This is a genomic window from Exiguobacterium sp. FD-YE-25-4, assembly GCF_057004685.1.
Genome location: NZ_CM168041.1, coordinates 563,513 through 579,255, shown reverse-complemented (window position 1 = coordinate 579,255; position 15,743 = coordinate 563,513). Strand labels below are relative to the sequence as shown.

Annotated in this window: 14 protein-coding genes and 2 riboswitches; of the genes, 2 read left to right on the top strand and 12 right to left on the bottom strand. The window is 54.0% G+C overall.

The window, feature by feature from the left end:
- Positions 1-5: 5 nt before the first annotated feature.
- The gene (locus tag AC13H5_RS02965; protein WP_152567785.1) at positions 6-1,637 is read left to right on the top strand and encodes a peptide ABC transporter substrate-binding protein; all 1,632 of its coding nucleotides are present in this window, start codon (positions 6-8) and stop codon (positions 1,635-1,637) included.
- 109 nt (positions 1,638-1,746) lie between these two features.
- Here AC13H5_RS02965 and AC13H5_RS02960 read toward each other — a convergent pair whose 3' ends face one another.
- The 3 genes from AC13H5_RS02960 to ade all read right to left on the bottom strand — a co-directional run bounded on the left by AC13H5_RS02960 (position 1,747) and on the right by ade (position 5,796).
- Positions 1,747-3,339 (bottom strand): Na+/H+ antiporter NhaC family protein, encoded by a 1,593-nt coding sequence (locus AC13H5_RS02960; protein ID WP_214823758.1) that lies wholly within the window; start codon positions 3,337-3,339, stop codon positions 1,747-1,749.
- A gap of 113 nt (positions 3,340-3,452) precedes the next feature.
- Positions 3,453-3,627: riboswitch (Lysine riboswitch) on the bottom strand.
- Between the two features lie 57 nt (positions 3,628-3,684).
- Positions 3,685-3,969: a hypothetical protein gene (locus tag AC13H5_RS02955; protein ID WP_034781242.1), complete on the bottom strand. Its 285-nt coding sequence runs from the start codon at positions 3,967-3,969 to the stop codon at positions 3,685-3,687.
- Positions 3,970-4,086: 117 nt separating this feature from the next.
- On the bottom strand, positions 4,087-5,796 hold the full coding sequence (gene ade, locus AC13H5_RS02950) for an adenine deaminase (RefSeq protein ID WP_483546283.1): 1,710 nt from the start codon (positions 5,794-5,796) through the stop codon (positions 4,087-4,089).
- A gap of 120 nt (positions 5,797-5,916) precedes the next feature.
- On the opposite strand from ade, the gene AC13H5_RS02945 reads away from it, so the two are divergent.
- Positions 5,917-6,453 (top strand): gamma carbonic anhydrase family protein, encoded by a 537-nt coding sequence (locus AC13H5_RS02945; RefSeq protein WP_034781244.1) that lies wholly within the window; start codon positions 5,917-5,919, stop codon positions 6,451-6,453.
- 433 nt (positions 6,454-6,886) lie between these two features.
- On the opposite strand, the gene AC13H5_RS02940 is transcribed toward AC13H5_RS02945, so the two are convergent.
- The 9 genes from AC13H5_RS02940 to AC13H5_RS02900 all read right to left on the bottom strand — a co-directional run bounded on the left by AC13H5_RS02940 (position 6,887) and on the right by AC13H5_RS02900 (position 15,421).
- A complete protein-coding gene (locus AC13H5_RS02940; protein ID WP_034781247.1) occupies positions 6,887-7,435 on the bottom strand; it encodes a nitroreductase family protein in 549 nt (182 codons plus the stop codon).
- Positions 7,436-7,551: 116 nt separating this feature from the next.
- A complete protein-coding gene (gene lysA / locus AC13H5_RS02935) occupies positions 7,552-8,844 on the bottom strand; it encodes a diaminopimelate decarboxylase (RefSeq protein WP_251132966.1) in 1,293 nt (430 codons plus the stop codon).
- The gene (gene alr, locus AC13H5_RS02930) at positions 8,814-9,902 is read right to left on the bottom strand and encodes an alanine racemase (RefSeq protein WP_034781251.1); all 1,089 of its coding nucleotides are present in this window, start codon (positions 9,900-9,902) and stop codon (positions 8,814-8,816) included. Before alr ends, lysA begins: the two co-directional genes overlap by 31 nt.
- Before the next feature lie 13 nt (positions 9,903-9,915).
- Entirely contained in the window at positions 9,916-10,842 is a 927-nt protein-coding gene (locus AC13H5_RS02925) for a branched-chain amino acid transaminase (RefSeq protein ID WP_034781253.1), read from the bottom strand.
- 46 nt (positions 10,843-10,888) lie between these two features.
- Entirely contained in the window at positions 10,889-11,596 is a 708-nt protein-coding gene (dapD, locus tag AC13H5_RS02920; protein WP_034781255.1) for a 2,3,4,5-tetrahydropyridine-2,6-dicarboxylate N-acetyltransferase, read from the bottom strand.
- Complete coding sequence (dapB, locus tag AC13H5_RS02915) at positions 11,574-12,323, bottom strand: 4-hydroxy-tetrahydrodipicolinate reductase (RefSeq protein WP_483546282.1); 750 nt, start codon at positions 12,321-12,323, stop codon at positions 11,574-11,576. Before dapB ends, dapD begins: the two co-directional genes overlap by 23 nt.
- Positions 12,320-13,201, bottom strand: coding sequence for a 4-hydroxy-tetrahydrodipicolinate synthase (gene dapA / locus AC13H5_RS02910; protein ID WP_214797626.1), 882 nt, complete (start codon positions 13,199-13,201; stop codon positions 12,320-12,322). The genes dapB and dapA overlap by 4 nt, the downstream gene beginning before the upstream one ends.
- A 12-nt stretch (positions 13,202-13,213) precedes the next feature.
- On the bottom strand, positions 13,214-14,209 hold the full coding sequence (locus AC13H5_RS02905; RefSeq protein WP_034781260.1) for an aspartate-semialdehyde dehydrogenase: 996 nt from the start codon (positions 14,207-14,209) through the stop codon (positions 13,214-13,216).
- 12 nt (positions 14,210-14,221) lie between these two features.
- Positions 14,222-15,421 (bottom strand): aspartate kinase, encoded by a 1,200-nt coding sequence (locus tag AC13H5_RS02900; RefSeq protein ID WP_483546281.1) that lies wholly within the window; start codon positions 15,419-15,421, stop codon positions 14,222-14,224.
- A gap of 114 nt (positions 15,422-15,535) precedes the next feature.
- A riboswitch (Lysine riboswitch) is annotated at positions 15,536-15,716 on the bottom strand.
- Positions 15,717-15,743 lie beyond the last annotated feature (27 nt).

The following is a 15,743-nucleotide window of genomic DNA, read 5'->3' as shown; positions in this document are numbered from 1 at the left end:
TGACAATGCGTAATAAGAAATGGTTAGCTTTATCGGGTGTTGCCTTGCTTGCGACAGCAGCATGTGGCGGCGGAGAAGAATCATCGTCGAGCTCGTCGGACGGATCATCATCGGGTGATGCGAAGAAGGAAATCACGCTCGTCTCGGCGACGGATTTACCACAACTCGACCCAACGCTCACAACGGACTCGACATCGATCATCGTGACGAACAACGTCTTCGAGGGACTATATCGTCTTGATGAGAACAACCAGCCGGTACCGGGAATTGCTGAAGACGTTGAGATTTCAGAAGACGGACTTACATACACCTTCAAGTTGCGTGATGCGAACTGGTCAGATGGCTCACCGGTCACAGCTGAAGACTTCGTCTATTCATGGAAGCGCGCCCTCAACCCAGAGACAGGCGCGGAATATGCGTACATCCTTCAAGACTTGAAAAACGCCAACAAAATCCTTGCAGGCGAAGAAGAACTCGATGCGCTCGGCGCGAAAGCGGTCGACGAGAAGACGCTCGAAGTTCAATTGGAAGCACCAGCCCCTTACTTCCTCGGATTGACAGGTTTCCCGACGTACATGCCACAAAAGCAAGAGTTCGTCGAAGAGCAAGGCGAGTCGTTCGCGAGCGCGGTCGATAAGACACTCTACAACGGACCTTACGTCTTAGACAGCTGGCAAGACAACGAAGGTTGGGTATACAAAAAGAACCCCGACTACTGGGATGCTGAAAACGTCAAGATGGAGACGATCAATGTCAAAGTCGTCAAAGAAGTCGCGACGGGTGTCAACTTGTTCGAATCGGGCGAAGTCGACTACACGCTTTTGTCGTCTGAATTCGTACCACAATTCCAAGACAGCGAAGAGTTCAAGACTCGTGCCGACGCACGCATCAACTTCCTTCGCTTCAATCAGAAAAACGAAGCACTCCAAAACGTCAACATTCGTGAGGCGCTCGCGAAAGGCTTCGATAAGCAAGGTGTCACAGACGTCATCTTGACAGACGGCTCACAGCCGGCCAACTATATCGTCGCGAAAGACTTCACGTTCACAGAAGACGGAGCCGACTTCCGCGAGAAGTATCCAGACCTTCAAAGCTACAACGTCGACGAAGCGAAAGCGGCATGGGATAAAGGTCTTGCCGAGCTTGGCGTCGAAACGATCGAACTTGAATTCCTCTCACGTGATGAAGAAGCGTTCAAGAAAGTCAATGAGTACATCAAAGGTGAGCTCGAGAAGAACCTCCCTGGCCTCACGCTCAACATCAAGCAACAGCCGTTCAAAAACTTCCTTGACCTTGAAGGTAAAGGTGAGTATGACGTCTCAGCTGCTGGCTGGGGCCCTGACTACCAGGATCCAATGACGTACCTCGACATGTGGGTAACGGACGGTCCATTCAACCGGATGGCCTACTCGAACGACGAGTACGATAAATTGATCCAAAGCGCGAAACAAGAAGCCGATCAAATGAAACGTTGGGAAACGATGCAAGAAGCAGAACGCATCTTGCTCGAAGATGACTTCGCGATCGCACCGATCTATCAAAAAGGTGAAGCGTACCTCGAACGCTCAAACATTCAAAACATGCACCGCCATCCGTTCGGAGCTGACGCTAGCTTCAAGTGGTTGGACGTCAACTAATCAGCAAGCCCTGTCACTCCTGTGGCAGGGCTTGTTTGTGCATCGACACCTATGCCAATACAAAAAAGAGGCGTGCCACGAGCGGTGGCACGCCTTTAATCTAGATGAATTACGCTTCGCGTTCAGCGCGCATATCAGCTGGCACGCGTCCGCGTTTAGAAATGATTTGCGCGATGACAAGGGCCACGACGAACGTCGCGAATGCCGCGAAGAAGCCGATCCACATCGAACCTGTGATCCCGAGGACCAAATACCCGACCGCTGACACACCAGCCGCAATCAACGCGTATGGAAGTTGTGTCAACACGTGGTCGATATGGTGCGATCCGGCACCCGTCGAACTGAGGATCGTCGTATCCGAAATCGGTGAGCAGTGGTCACCGAACACCGCACCAGCGAGCACCGCCGCGAGTGTCGGGAGCAACAGTTCCGGATCGACGGCCATAATCAAGTCTGCCCCGATTGGAAGCATGAGACCGAACGTCCCCCAGCTCGTCCCTGTCGAGAACGCCATCAGACCGGCGATCGCGAACAAGATGAGCGGCAAGTAAGATGCTGCAATCGAATCTGTGACGAAACTTGCCAAGTAATCACCCGTTCTCATATCTCCGATGACGGCAATGATCGTCCAGGCAAAGAGCAAGATGAGTACAGCAGGCCACATGGCACGGATACCGGCCCACGTCGCATGACCGTAGTCTTTAGCTGGAATTTTACGACCAATCAAGAGCAAGAGCGCAACGAGCAAGCTGATGACGGCACCGGTCACAAGTGACCGTGTCACATCTGTCGACTCGAACGCACCGAGAAGCGAGAAGCTTTGACCATCGGCCGCAAGCGCTTGTCCGCCTGTGTACAACATGGCTGAAACAGTGGCAATGATCAACACGATGATGGGGACAATCAAGTCGCGGACTTTTCCGCCATCGTGTTCTTTAATATCTTCACTCATCCCCATCGGTGCGCCTTTCGATGAATCGTAAAGCTCACCTTGAAGGGCACGTAGCTCATGTGTACGCATCGGTCCGATCGCGAGTCCCGTGTAAGCGACATACGCCGTCAACATAAGTGCGAAGATGGCATAGAAGTTCATCGGGATGATTTGGATGAACGCTGAGAATGACGAGTAGCTGTCGATTGAGTACTTCGCAAGAATTCCTGCGATGATGGCGATGATGTACGCTCCCCAACTCGAGAGCGGGCTGATGACACAGACCGGTGCGGCCGTGGAGTCGATCGTATAAGCGAGTTTCGCGCGTGATACTTTTTTCCGGTCCGTCAGCGGTCGGCTGATATTCCCGACGGCAAGACTGTTGAAATAGTCATCGATGAAAATCAAAATCCCAAGACCGAACGAGACGAGGCGAGCGCCACGAGCCGTTTTGACATTAGAAGCGGCCCATTCTCCGAACGCACGGGCTCCGCCCGACGTTTGAATGATGGATGACAAGATGCCAAGCAAGAGCAAGAACGCGATCAACAGCACGTTCCATTCATTGATGGCCCCATCCGCCCAAAATAGCGCAATGATGTTTGACCATAAATACTGAATCGATTCGAGCGGGTTGAAATTGTGAAGCAGTAGCACCCCTGCGATAATCCCGACACCGAGTGACGGAATGACTTTCCGTGTTGTGATGGCCATAATAATGGCGAGTAAAGCCGGTACGAGTGATAGTACCGAAGTTGAATAATCTACCATGCTGATTTCCTCCTCTTCTGTTTGAGATGAGGCCCCCCTATGCCTAAAAAAACGCAAAGCGAGGGCATCGGCAACAAAGCCGACACCCTCGCTGGATGTTCCGTCTTTCTTAGCCGACTTGGAGCGCTCCATACGTAAATATGTATGGCAGTCTGACGGGTATTTCCCGTCAGCCCAGCACAAAGTCAGAGACATGACTTTACACTTCGGCGATCTTGCCTTTCTGTAGTCTTCACCGTTGTCATCCTCGGACTACTTACTCATCAGCATCGCACCTCTACCTCATCGATAGCACGAATATTCATTTAAAGTTACGTCTAAATTATCATAGGTCATAGTGACTAATCAACAGTTTTTTTCATCTCGGATGATTTGTTTTAACACAGCGAGTGCAGCTTGATCGTCAGACTCGACCGCTTTAAAGAAATCACTAAAGAAATGATACAAGACGAATCGTTCGGCGTGTGACGATGTATGGTCTTTAATCGTCAGTAAGACGAGATGACGCAACCGCCGTTTCGTCCGCGTCTCGTCAGGCAATTCTTCACATCGATCCTGGAAGGCACGATATACAGAATTGATCAAATCCTCATGTTCATCATACGACCGGTTGTAAGCAACTTGTTCCATCTGTTATATCCCCCCTTTCCATTTGTACCGATGAAACTTGTCGTAACTATACCAACTTAACCAAGAGCGTTCAATCGTTTCGGGTCGTTCTTAACAAAAATCATACGTTAGACTGACTTACGACTCGATGAATGAGAACGTCGTCACATCGAATAGTCCCATATCGGTCAACTTCAAATCCGGGATGACCGGGAGCGCGAGGAACGACATCGTCAAATATGGATTGAAATGACGATGGGCGCCGACGACGTCGAGCGCATCGTTCAACTGTTCGAGCACGTCCGCCACTTCCGCATACGGACGTTTCGTCATGAGTCCTCCAATCTCGAGCGGCAAGACCGCCAGCACCTTCCCTTCTGACACCGCGACGACACCACCGCCCACTTTTTCAAGTGTTTCCGCAGCGAGCAACATGTCGTCCGGGCTCACCCCGGCGATGACGAGGTTGTGGCTATCATGGGCGACCGTCGCCGCGAGCGCGCCCCGCTTCAAGCCGAACCCTGTCACCGGGGCCAGGGCCATGTGACCCGTCCCATGATGGCGTTCGATGACGGCGAGCGTGGCAATGTCTTGGGCGAGGTCGGCTCCGGACGCGTCAGGTGTGAAGACAAGACGCTGTCGCTTCGTCAAGAGACTGTTCGGCAATACTTGAATCACATCGACCGCTTCTTCTTTCACGGCTAAACGGAACGAGTCCGCCGTCAAATCGGGTAGTTTGAGTTCACCTTTCATCGGTTTCGGCACTTCAATCCCGTCGGCTTCGAACGTCGCCTTTCCTTCTTCGGCGACGACTTCCCCGTTCACGTAGACGGTTTCGATTTTTACCGATTGGACGTCTGACAAGATCACAAAGTTTGCTCGTTTGCCCGGAGCGATGGCACCCACATCTTTGAGTCCGTACGCCTCGGCCGCGTGCAGACTAGCGACGGCATAAGCCGTTTCTGGTTTGACACCTTGTTTGATCGCCATGCGAATGTTGTAGTCGATCCCGCCTTCGGCGACGAGGTCGTCCAAGTGTTTATCGTCCGTACAGAACAGGAAACGGTGAGCGTTGCTTTCCGTGATGGCCTGGCTGACTTTCTCCACGTTCCGCGCGACCGACCCTTCTCGAATTTGAACATAAAAGCCGCGCCGGACCCGTTCGAGCGCTTCTTCGGCCGTCGTGCATTCGTGATCGGTCATGATCCCTGCCGTCCGGTATACGTTCAGCTGGTCCGGATCGAGGCCCGAAGCATGGCCGTCGACGACTTTCCCGACGTGTTCGGTTTGTGCGATCTTTTGAAGCATATCCTCACTTCCGGACTCGACAGACGGATAGTCCATCACCTCGCCGAGACCATGGACGCCCGGGTCCCCTAAAAACGGCGCCAAGTCCTCGGCGTATAGCTTCGCCCCGGCGTGCTCGAACGGCGTCGCCGGCACACAGCTCGGGAGCATCATCCGCACGTCGAGCGGCAACCCTTTGGCGTCGGCGAGCATATACTCGATGCCGAGTGCCCCGTTCACGTTCGCAATCTCGTGCGGATCGGCGATGACCGTCGTCACCCCGAGCGGAAGCACCGCTTTGGCGAACTCGTGAGGGGGTACCATCGACGACTCGATATGGACATGCGCATCGATGAATGACGGTGCGAGCGTCCAAGACGGGTCATGGTATTCGGTCTCCCCTTCGTAGCCGTCCCCAATGGCCACAATATAGCCGGCGTCGATGGCGACGTCGGTGCGAATCGTCTCACGGCTGTAGACGTCGATGACCGCCACATCTTTAAAGACGACCGCTGCTTTCTTTTTTTTCGCCGCGATGTCAATCAAATGTTGTTTCTCCATCTGTCTGTCTCCTTTTTTCTACGTATTTTTACTATCTTAACAAGAATAATCTTTCCGGTGCAATTTCTTTTTCAACTTATGCGACAATGAAAGCATATCCGTTTGAAAGGGGTTACACATATGCAATACAAATTAGGAGAATTGATTCCACATGTTGATGAGACGGTGTTCATCGCACCAGGGGCGCACGTCATCGGCGATGTCACGATTGGCGCCCATTCCGGCGTCTGGTTCAATACGATCATCCGCGGCGATGAAGGACCGATTCAAATTGGTTCGTACGTGAATATTCAAGACGGATCGATGGTCCATCAATATGAAGGGTCCCCGACCATCATCCATGACCGGGTGTCGATTGGACACATGGCGATGATTCACGGATGCGAGATTGAAGAAGGCTGTCTCATCGGTATGCATGCGACTGTCCTCGACGGAGCCAAAATCGGCAAAGGTTCATTCATCGCAGCCGGTGCACTCGTCACACCGAACATGCAAATCCCGGAAGGCGTCATGGTCATGGGCGTACCTGCCAAAGTCGTCCGTCCGCTCAATGACGAGGATCGCTTCATCATGGAACGGACCGTCAACAAATACGCGAAACGGGCTGAGCAGTACTTGACGACATGCGAGCCACTCACATCGACACAAAGATTGTGAAAGCGTTTACAAGATTCATAAATTGTTAACGATTATCCCGATTTTTCTTCATGTTTCCTTTGTATACTGAGGATGTAGTCAAGCCGACGTGTCGAAAGGGGCCAATTGTAATGTATCCAAACCATGCCGAACTCATGTTAGACTTGTACGCCTCGTCCGTTAACCCAAGCTATTGCCTGCATATCGAGGATTCGTTCGATGATACGCTGCAAGGAACACATCGAGAGGTTTGGGAACGATTGCAATCGGATAATACTAAAGAGGAAGAAACTAAAGTTAAGGGAACGTGAACAAAATGATTCCAACGAATGTCATTCAAGACTGGCTCGCAGCCAAGTTAAAAAAATAAACTGAGCGCTCACATGAACGGCTCAGTCTCATTGACCTATAAATACTGGTCCGATCGTAGTCACCTACGCTCGGACCTTTTCGTTCACTCAAAAATCGTCAAGCAAGCGTCAATCGATTGACGTTGCTTCGTAGGCGGTACGTCTTCGTAACGACCGAGCTGGAGCAGTCCGACAAACGTCTCACCCTCAGCCCCAATCATCTCTTGAAGCCTGGCATCCTCAAAAATACCGCCCGTCCGCCAGACGAGGCCGATCTGTTGCTCACTACATAATAAATGAAAGTTTTGAATCATCGTCGCCGTCGCGAGCAGCGCATCTTTCTTCCCTTTGTCCGTCTCGAAATGCTTCGTCGTCACGTAGACGCAAGCTGCCGCGTTCCGGATGCGTCCCGCGATTTTCTCGCGCTTCGCCTCTGGTCCATCTTGAAACGCCGGTTCGAGCGCCTGAAGCAAGACGTCTTTTCCATCCCCGTTGAACAAATAAAGATTCCACGGTTCGACTTTGTTATGAAACGGTGCCTGATGCGCCGATGCCAACAACTCATAGAGTACTTTCGTCGCAATCGGTTCTTCAGTGAACATCCGAATCGTCCGCCGCGACTCAATCAACTGTTGTCCTGCTGTCTTTTCCATTGAAGTCACTTCCCCCTCTGTTATCTATTCCATCATAATTGAAAACATTTCTCATTTGAAGGAGAATGACTTCGACAAAAAGAACGCATCCCTGAGTCAGGAATGCGTTCGTTCTATCATGTCGATTGCCCGACGACCTCACAGGCGACCAAGTCTTCAAGTGTCTGTCTGCGGACGACGAGACGATGTGTCCCGTCTTTCACGAAGACGACGGCCGGGCGGAGCATCTGGTTATAGTTGCTCGCCATCGAGAAATTGTACGCTCCCGTCGCTTTGACGAGGAGGAGATCGCCAGCTTCGACCGGCGGGATGAGCGAACGGTTCGAGATGATGTCTCCCGACTCGCAGCACGCCCCGACGATTTTTGCTTCAATCGTCTTCGGCTCATCCATCCGTGTCGCCACAATCACATCATACTCGGCATCATAGAGGGCGGGACGAATGTTATCCGTCATGCCTCCGTCGACCGAGACATACGTGCGGACACCGCTCACTTCTTTCACCGTCCCGACTTCATAGATCGTCGCACCGGCGTTGGCGACGAGCCAACGGCCCGGCTCGATCCCAATTTTCGGGAGCGGCAAGCCGAAGCGTTCCACTTCCGCGACGAGCGTGTCCATCACTTGTGTCATCGTGTCGGCGAAGTCGAGCGGGTCGTCCGACTCGAGATAGGCGACACCGAAGCCACCACCGATATTCAAGACGTCGGCCGTGTATCCTGTCTCTTGACGGATCGTCTCGATGAAGTTGACCATCGTCTTGACGGTATTGATGAACAACGTCGGTTCTTGAATCTGCGAGCCGACGTGACAGTGGATGCCTTGCAAATGCAGACGTTCCGCCTGCAGCGTCGCCTTGATCGCTTCGAGATACGTGTCGTCGTGGGTCGGGAAGCCGAACTTCGTGTCGACCCCACCCGTCTGAATCGCCTCATGGGCGCCTCCGACGACTTGTGGGACGATGCGGAGCAGGACGTCGACGTCGACATCGTGTTCGACCGCGAGGCCCGACAACAGTCCGATTTCGCGCATATTGTCAATCGTGAAATGGGTGATGCCGTTCTCGAGTGCGAACGTGATGTCCTGCACCGTCTTGTTCGACCCGTGGACGTGAATCCGGTCGGCCGGGACACCTGCGTGGAGCGCGACGAACATCTCACCGCGTGAGACGACGTCGATGCTTAAGCCCGCTGCCATCACTTTATCGTACACGGCCGCGATCGACATCGCTTTTGATGCGTAGAGCGCATATGTGTTCGGATACTTGTCGAGGAACGCGTTCCGGACGAGGCCGAGGCGACGCTCGAGTTCAGGCTCGCTCATGATATAGAGCGGTGTCCCGTACGTCGCTTGAAGTTCACGGACGGACACGCCTTCGATCATACAAACTGATTGGTTGGTGGTGTACATACATTGCCTCCTTCAAAGCGATGCGGGACACGCCATGAGCGTGCGCATAATTGTTCTGAGTTATTGGCGTGCCCGGTGCGGGTCACGTCATCGATTTTCGTGAGATGGCCGTACAGCTCCACACGGTCTCCGACTTGAATCGTGTCATCGACGCGCAAGAAACTGTGGCTCATGAAGATGTTGCTGATGAACGGATAGGCCCGTCCTTCGATGTGGGCCGGTAAGAAGCGCCGGGCTCGCATGAGTCCGTCGCCATAACCGACCGAGAGCACAGCGATGCGTTCATTCGTCTCGGCCGTGTAGCCCGTACCGTAACCGACGTGGGCACCGGCCTCGATGTCATGGACGGCGACGACTTCTGTTTCCCAGTGAAACGCCGGGATGAGCCAATCGACCGGTTCGACCGAGGAATAGCCATAAAGGAAGATTCCCACGCGCACATGGGTGCAATGCCCGAGGCGCGGATCCGCTTGTAGTGTCGCGGCGCTATTGGCCGCATGCACGATGTCGAACGAATGCCGTTCGATGAGACGATTCGACCAGTCGGCGAACCGTTCCACGTGCACACTGTGTTCGATTTCCGCGTTGTCGGCGTCAGCGAGCGGGAAATGAGTACATAACCCGACGAGGTCGAGCCCCTCGTCTTGGCAAAACGCGACGATGGCCAGCGCTTCTTTGAACGTCTTGGCACCGAATCGGTTCATCCCGACGTCGAGCTTTAAATGAAGGCGGACACCGTCCAACTGATCCCGTTGCGAGACGAGCCAGTCATAGGAACCGATGGCGACGTCAAGATGGTCACGATGGACGGTTGCCCAGTCGTAGACCGGGTTCATGACGAGGACGCGCGCTTCCGGAGCTGATGCCCGGACCTCGCTCGCCTCGTCCAGCGTCGTCACCATGAAGTGACGCACCCCTTCTTCGTACAGTGTCGTCACAACTGGCTCCATCCCTAAGTTATAGGCGTTGTTTTTCACGACGGCGAACACCGGTCGGCCAAGCGCTTCAATCCGACGTTTGTTTTCGCGAATCGCATTCAAGTCAATTGTGACTCCCATACAAAAAACTCCTTTATTCTTTGACTCCAGCTTTGACGAACGTGATCCAATCGCGGTGTGTCGGAATTTGTCCCGTCACAGCCTCACGGTAACGCGCGAGCATGTTCGTCGCGACCGTCTGGACGCCGCCGCCGATTGAGATGTTGTCGATTTCGATGACGCTCGTCACTTCAGCCGCCGTCCCCGTTAAGAAGATTTCATCTGCGACATATAGTTCGTCACGTCCGATGTGGCGTTCGATGACCTCGAACCCTTCCTCACGGGCGAGTTCGATCACCGTTTGACGCGTGATGCCGTCGAGCACCGAGCAATCGAGTGACGGTGTGAAGATTTTGTTTCCTTTGACGAGGAAGATGTTGGCGACGCTCGCCTCGCTGACGTTTCCGTTCATGTCGAGGGCGATCGCTTCATCATATCCATCGCGCACCGCTTCTCCTTTAAGGAGTTGCGAGTTCATATAGTTCGCCGCCGCTTTCGCTTGCATCGGCATCATCGTCGAAGAGACACGACGATACGAGGCGACTTTCGCGCGGATACCGACCGTCTTGCTGAAATATTCGCCGAGCGGCCAGCACGAGATCGCGACGTGTACTTTCGTTTCCTGCGTCGGCATGAGTGCCTGCCAAGGTGTGCCGAGGAAAACGAATGGGCGGATGTAACAAGCCTCGAAGCCGTTGCGTTCAATCAATTCGATTGTCGCTTGTTCGAGCTCATCGACCGTGTACGGCAAGTCGACGTGATAGTATGCACACGAACGAACGAGTCGCTCCAAGTGTTCACGGAGTCGGAAGATGGCCGGGCCTTCCTCTGTATGGTATGCCCGAATCCCTTCGAAGAACCCGCTACCGTAGTGAATCGCGTGCGTCATGATACTCGTGTTCGCGTCACTCGGCTCGATCCAAGCCCCGTCTTGCCACATCCATTGTCCATACTGTTCCATTGTTCAACTCTCCCATTCATTGTTTATATTTTCTGTCTATTATACGTTACAGGGAGCGTAAGTCATCAACAAGTTGTGTTTTTTCTGCGGTTTTTTCATCTTTTTGCTTAATGACACGGGCTGGTGTTCCGGCGACGACGCTTCCTGCTGGGACGTCTTGCGTGACGACACTCCCTGCTGCGACGACTGCGTTTTCACCGACACGGACGCCTTCCAAGATGACGGCGTTCGCACCGACCATGACACCGTCTTCAATGATGACCGGGTCTTTTGAAGGTGGCTCAAGGACACCGGCGACAACCGCGCCGGCTCCAAGATGGACGTTCTTCCCGAGCGTCCCACGGGCACCGATGACCGCGTTCATGTCGACCATCGATCCGTCACCGATGACGGCACCGATATTGATGACGGCACCCATCATGACGACGACGTTATTGCCGATTTGAACGTGGTCCCGGATGAACGAACCTGGTTCGATGCGCGCGTTCAATTTCGTCGTGTCGAGCATCGGCACGGCGCTGTTCCGGCGGTCGTATTCGAGATGCGTATCTGTGATGACCGCTGCGTTCGCTTCAACGAAAGCGGCTGCGCGTTCGGCCGTCGTGAGGAATAATTTCGATTCGTCGGTCCCGAATGCTTTCGCCCCTTCGATGTCTAGACCGGCCAATTGACCGTTGACGTATAGTTTGACAGGCGTTTCTTTCTTGGCATCTTTAATGTATTGTGCGATTTCATAAGCGTTTGTGAGTAACATGAGTGGCCTCCTCGTATAGGTTCGTTAAATTGTATAATCCGGCCGGGCGGTCAAGAATCGTTGCCGCCGCGGCGAGTGCCCCGTTCGCGAAGACGCGTTTGGACAGAGCCGTATGTTTCAATTCGAGCATTTCGTCGTCTCCGGCGAAGAGCACCGTGTGTTCCCCAAAGATTGTGCCGCCGCGCACCGAGTGCATGCCGAGTTCATCGGCTGCACGCGCTTCGCGACGCGGTGTCCGGTCATATACCGGTGTCACATCGCGTTTGGCTTCGATGGCACGGGCGAGTAATTCCGCCGTGCCGCTCGGTGCGTCGACTTTCTTGCGGTGGTGCGCCTCAATCACTTCGATGTCATAACCGAGCGTGAGCGGGACGAGTTGGTCGAGCAACTGTTTCAGGAGCGCGATCCCATAAGACGTATTATACGACTGGAAAATCGGGATCTCCTGAGACGCCGCTTCAATTTTGGCGAGTTCCGCTTCCGAGAAACCCGTCGTCGCGATGACGAGCGGGATTTGCTTGGCTTTCCCGAAAGCGAGCACATCATCTAACAGTGCCGGGTTCGAGAAGTCGATGACGACATCGACGTCGGCCTCGACGTCTTGCAACGAGACGGGATGCCCCCCTCCGGCCGGTGAGACGATGGCCGCAACGTTCAAGTTTTGTGTCCGGGCGACTTCTTCGACGATCTGTCCCATCGCTCCGTAGCCATGAATGAGTAAGTTCACTGTCTCACCTCATTGAACTGCTCCATCGCCGACAACAAGCGGGCCTCGGCCGTCGCGCTCATCGGTACGAGCGGGAGACGTGGTGCACCGAACTCGAAGCCGCGTGCATTGAGTGCCGCTTTGACCGGAATCGGGTTCACTTCCGCGAACAATTCGTCGATGACCGGGAGCAGTCGGAGCTGCCATGTGCGGGCCGTCTCTAAATCTCCGGCGAGGAGCGCTTCGGCTAAAGCGACCGTCGCGCCCGGATAGACGTTCGAGAGGACCGAGACGACACCTTGCGCGCCCCAAGCCATATAAGGAAGGATTTGATCGTCGTTCCCGCAATAGACTGGGAAGCCTTCCGGCACGTGCGCCATCATTTGAGCCATCACCGAGATATCCCCACTCGCTTCCTTAAGGGCAGCGATGCGTGGGTGATCGGCGAGTTCCCCAACCGTTGCCGGATCAAGGGCGACACCCGTGCGTGACGGTACGTTGTAGAGCATGAGCGGAATCGGTGACGCGTCGGCGATCGCTGTGAAGTGGGCAATCAGACCCGCTTGCGTCGACTTGTTGTAATAAGGCGTGACGACCATCGCCATCTCGGCTCCGAGTTCGGCGGCCCGTTTCGTCTTTTGAATGCTGAGCGCCGTGTTGTTCGACCCGGTTCCGGCGATGATAACGGCGCGACCGGCCGCGACTTCAATCGCTTTGACGAGAAGCGTCTCGAACTCGTCGTCCGTGATGGTCATGCCTTCACCGGTCGTTCCCCCGATCACGAGACCGCTGACACCCTCTTTAATTTGATCTTGAATCAACGCTTCCCACGCTGTGAGATTTAGCTGACCGTCTGCTTGAAACGGTGTAGCGAGTGCGGTTGCGACTCCTGTGAACATAAAATCTCCCCCTTATTTTGTAGCAGTCTGCCCAATCATGCATTGGGCGATTTGGACGGCGTTCGCTGCCGCGCCTTTTCGAACGTTATCAGCGACACACCAGAGATGGAACGTGTTCGGCTGTGACTCGTCGACACGGACACGACCGACGTACACGTCGTCTGTCCCGTTCGCATCGAGCGGTGTCGGGTAGACGAGTTCGCCCGGGTTGTCCATGAGGACGACACCTGGCGCGTCCGCGAGCACGGCTTTCACTTCGGCTAGCGTCGCCTCGCGGTCGAGCGTGACCGTGATCGAGACGGCGTGGCTATTACGGACCGGGACACGGACGCATGTCGCCGTCACCCCGAGGTTCGGCGCGTTCAAAATTTTACGTGTTTCCTCGATCATCTTCTGTTCTTCTTTCGTATAACCGTTCTCTAAGAACACATCGATGTGCGGCAAGACGTTATCGTAAATCGGATACGGATAGTTTTTCGGTTCCTCGCCGCGTGCTCCGCGTTCCAAGTCTTCAATCCCTTTTTGACCCGACCCGGAGACGGCTTGATACGATGTGTAAGCGACGCGCGTCAACCCGTATACTTCCGCAAGCGGTGCGAGTGCGACGACCGATTGGATCGTCGAGCAGTTCGGGTTGGCGATGAGTGTCTTGTCCGGGCTCAGTTCGACTCGGTTCACTTCCGGGACGATGAGCGGGATGTCCGCTTGCATCCGGAACGCGCTCGAGTTATCGATGACGATGACCCCTTGTTCACTCAGACGAGGTGCATATTGTTCACTGAGGCTCCCCCCGGCTGAGAAAAGCGCGATATCGATTGGGTCGGCGTAAATCGCGTCCGACAGTTCCCGGATGACGACATCTTTTCCGTTCACGTTCACGGTCTTTCCGGCTGAACGGGCTGAAGCGTAAAGCAATAATTCGTTGATTGGAAACTCGTATTCGGTCAAGACTTCAATCATTTTTTGACCGACGGCTCCGGTCGCGCCGACGACGGCTACGTTATACATGGTGACTCCCCCTTATAAATGGAAACGTTCGGCGATGGCTGCGACCGCCGTTTCAACGTCTTGATCGTTAATCGTGTACGAGATGCTGATCTCGGATGTCGTGACTTGATAGAATGGGATCCCGCTTTCACGGAACGTGGCGAACAATTCGGACGCGACTCCGGTCGCGTCACGCATCCCGATGCCGACGACCGAAATTTTCGCATGTTCGGTATGACGGTCGATTTTGATTTGCGGGAACGTCTCGGTCAATTCCGCGAGCGCTTCTTCGAGGAACGCCTCTTCATCGAGCGGACACGTGAACGATAAGAACACTTCTCCATCGAACGCCGTCTGACTGATCATATCGATATTGACATGACGCTGTGACAACTTCTCGAAAATGTCGGCAACTCCTGCCACCGAATGTGGAATGTGTTTGATTGAGACACTGAGCACGTTTTTCACGACGCTCACGCTCGTCACCGCTTTTTGTTCCATCGCCTGTGTCATATCCATGATCCATGTTCCTCCTTCGCTTGCAAGCGTCTTCCCTACAAAGATGTTCACATCAAATTTTTTCGCGAGCTCTACGCTGCGCATCTCCATCACTTTCGACCCGAGCGCGCTCATCTCCATCATCTCGTCATACGAGACGGTATCTAATCGGCGGGCCGTCGGATGGATGCGCGGGTCAGCCGTATAGACCCCGGCGACGTCTGTATAGATTTCACAACGTTTGCTAAGCACGGCGGCCAAGGCGACGGCCGTCGTATCCGACCCACCCCGTCCGAGCGTCGTCACATCACCGAACTCGTTGACACCTTGGAAACCGGCGACGATGACGACGTCATACGTCCGAAGTTTTTCTTCTAACACTTCTTTTCGAATCGCTTTGATTTTACTTTTCGTGTGAATGCCCATCGTGTCGATGCCGGCTTGTTGTCCGGTGAGCGAGATGGCGGCCACGCCCCGAGAGTTCAAAGCGATGCTGAGCAGGCTGATCGTCTGCTCCTCACCGACCGCGAGCAAGCGGTCAAGTTCACGAATCATCGGACGTTCCGTGATTTGTTTGGCGAGTGACAAGAGTGAGTCAGTCGTTTTCCCCATCGCGGAAACGACGACGACGAGCTTTTCACTGGCGGCGGCCCGAGTCTGTAAATATTCAGCAATGGCCTGGATTTGTTCAATCGTGGCAACGGAGCTGCCTCCGAATTTCAATACGGTTGTCATCAGGTTCCCCACTTTCATGATGTCCACCAACAGAAAAAGCGGCAGACCGGTAGGAAGCACTCTCCCTACGGTCTGCCGCTTGTACGCGCAGTTGAAAAACGATTAAAGAATCGTTCCGTAGATAGCGCTCCATGGCATTTCATCCATGGCAGTGTAGGCGTTATTCACGACTACCCCAGCCTTCGTTCGTACGCATGCGAACGTCGACTTCGGCGAATTTCCCCTTTCGGCTCGATCCGGAATGCGTCCGTGTCGATCAAGCTTACTCATGTCATTCGCAACCTCTATCTGTCAGTTGTTAGTTTTAGTTATAACAAATGCT

What these genes read in the sequence shown, in the direction of transcription:
- alr (WP_034781251.1), bottom strand. Translation starts at nt 9,902, where the DNA reads ATGGGAGTCACAATTGACTTGAATGCGATTCGCGAAAACAAACGTCGG.
- AC13H5_RS02905 (WP_034781260.1), bottom strand. Translation starts at nt 14,209, where the DNA reads ATGTATAACGTAGCCGTCGTCGGCGCGACCGGAGCCGTCGGTCAAAAA.
- dapD (WP_034781255.1), bottom strand. Translation starts at nt 11,596, where the DNA reads ATGTTACTCACAAACGCTTATGAAATCGCACAATACATTAAAGATGCC.
- dapA (WP_214797626.1), bottom strand. Translation starts at nt 13,201, where the DNA reads ATGTTCACAGGAGTCGCAACCGCACTCGCTACACCGTTTCAAGCAGAC.
- AC13H5_RS02965 (WP_152567785.1), top strand. Translation starts at nt 6, where the DNA reads ATGCGTAATAAGAAATGGTTAGCTTTATCGGGTGTTGCCTTGCTTGCG.
- AC13H5_RS02945 (WP_034781244.1), top strand. Translation starts at nt 5,917, where the DNA reads ATGCAATACAAATTAGGAGAATTGATTCCACATGTTGATGAGACGGTG.
- AC13H5_RS02900 (WP_483546281.1), bottom strand. Translation starts at nt 15,421, where the DNA reads ATGACAACCGTATTGAAATTCGGAGGCAGCTCCGTTGCCACGATTGAA.
- AC13H5_RS02960 (WP_214823758.1), bottom strand. Translation starts at nt 3,339, where the DNA reads ATGGTAGATTATTCAACTTCGGTACTATCACTCGTACCGGCTTTACTC.
- AC13H5_RS02925 (WP_034781253.1), bottom strand. Translation starts at nt 10,842, where the DNA reads ATGGAACAGTATGGACAATGGATGTGGCAAGACGGGGCTTGGATCGAG.
- AC13H5_RS02955 (WP_034781242.1), bottom strand. Translation starts at nt 3,969, where the DNA reads ATGGAACAAGTTGCTTACAACCGGTCGTATGATGAACATGAGGATTTG.
- lysA (WP_251132966.1), bottom strand. Translation starts at nt 8,844, where the DNA reads ATGTACACCACCAACCAATCAGTTTGTATGATCGAAGGCGTGTCCGTC.
- ade (WP_483546283.1), bottom strand. Translation starts at nt 5,796, where the DNA reads ATGGAGAAACAACATTTGATTGACATCGCGGCGAAAAAAAAGAAAGCA.
- AC13H5_RS02940 (WP_034781247.1), bottom strand. Translation starts at nt 7,435, where the DNA reads ATGGAAAAGACAGCAGGACAACAGTTGATTGAGTCGCGGCGGACGATT.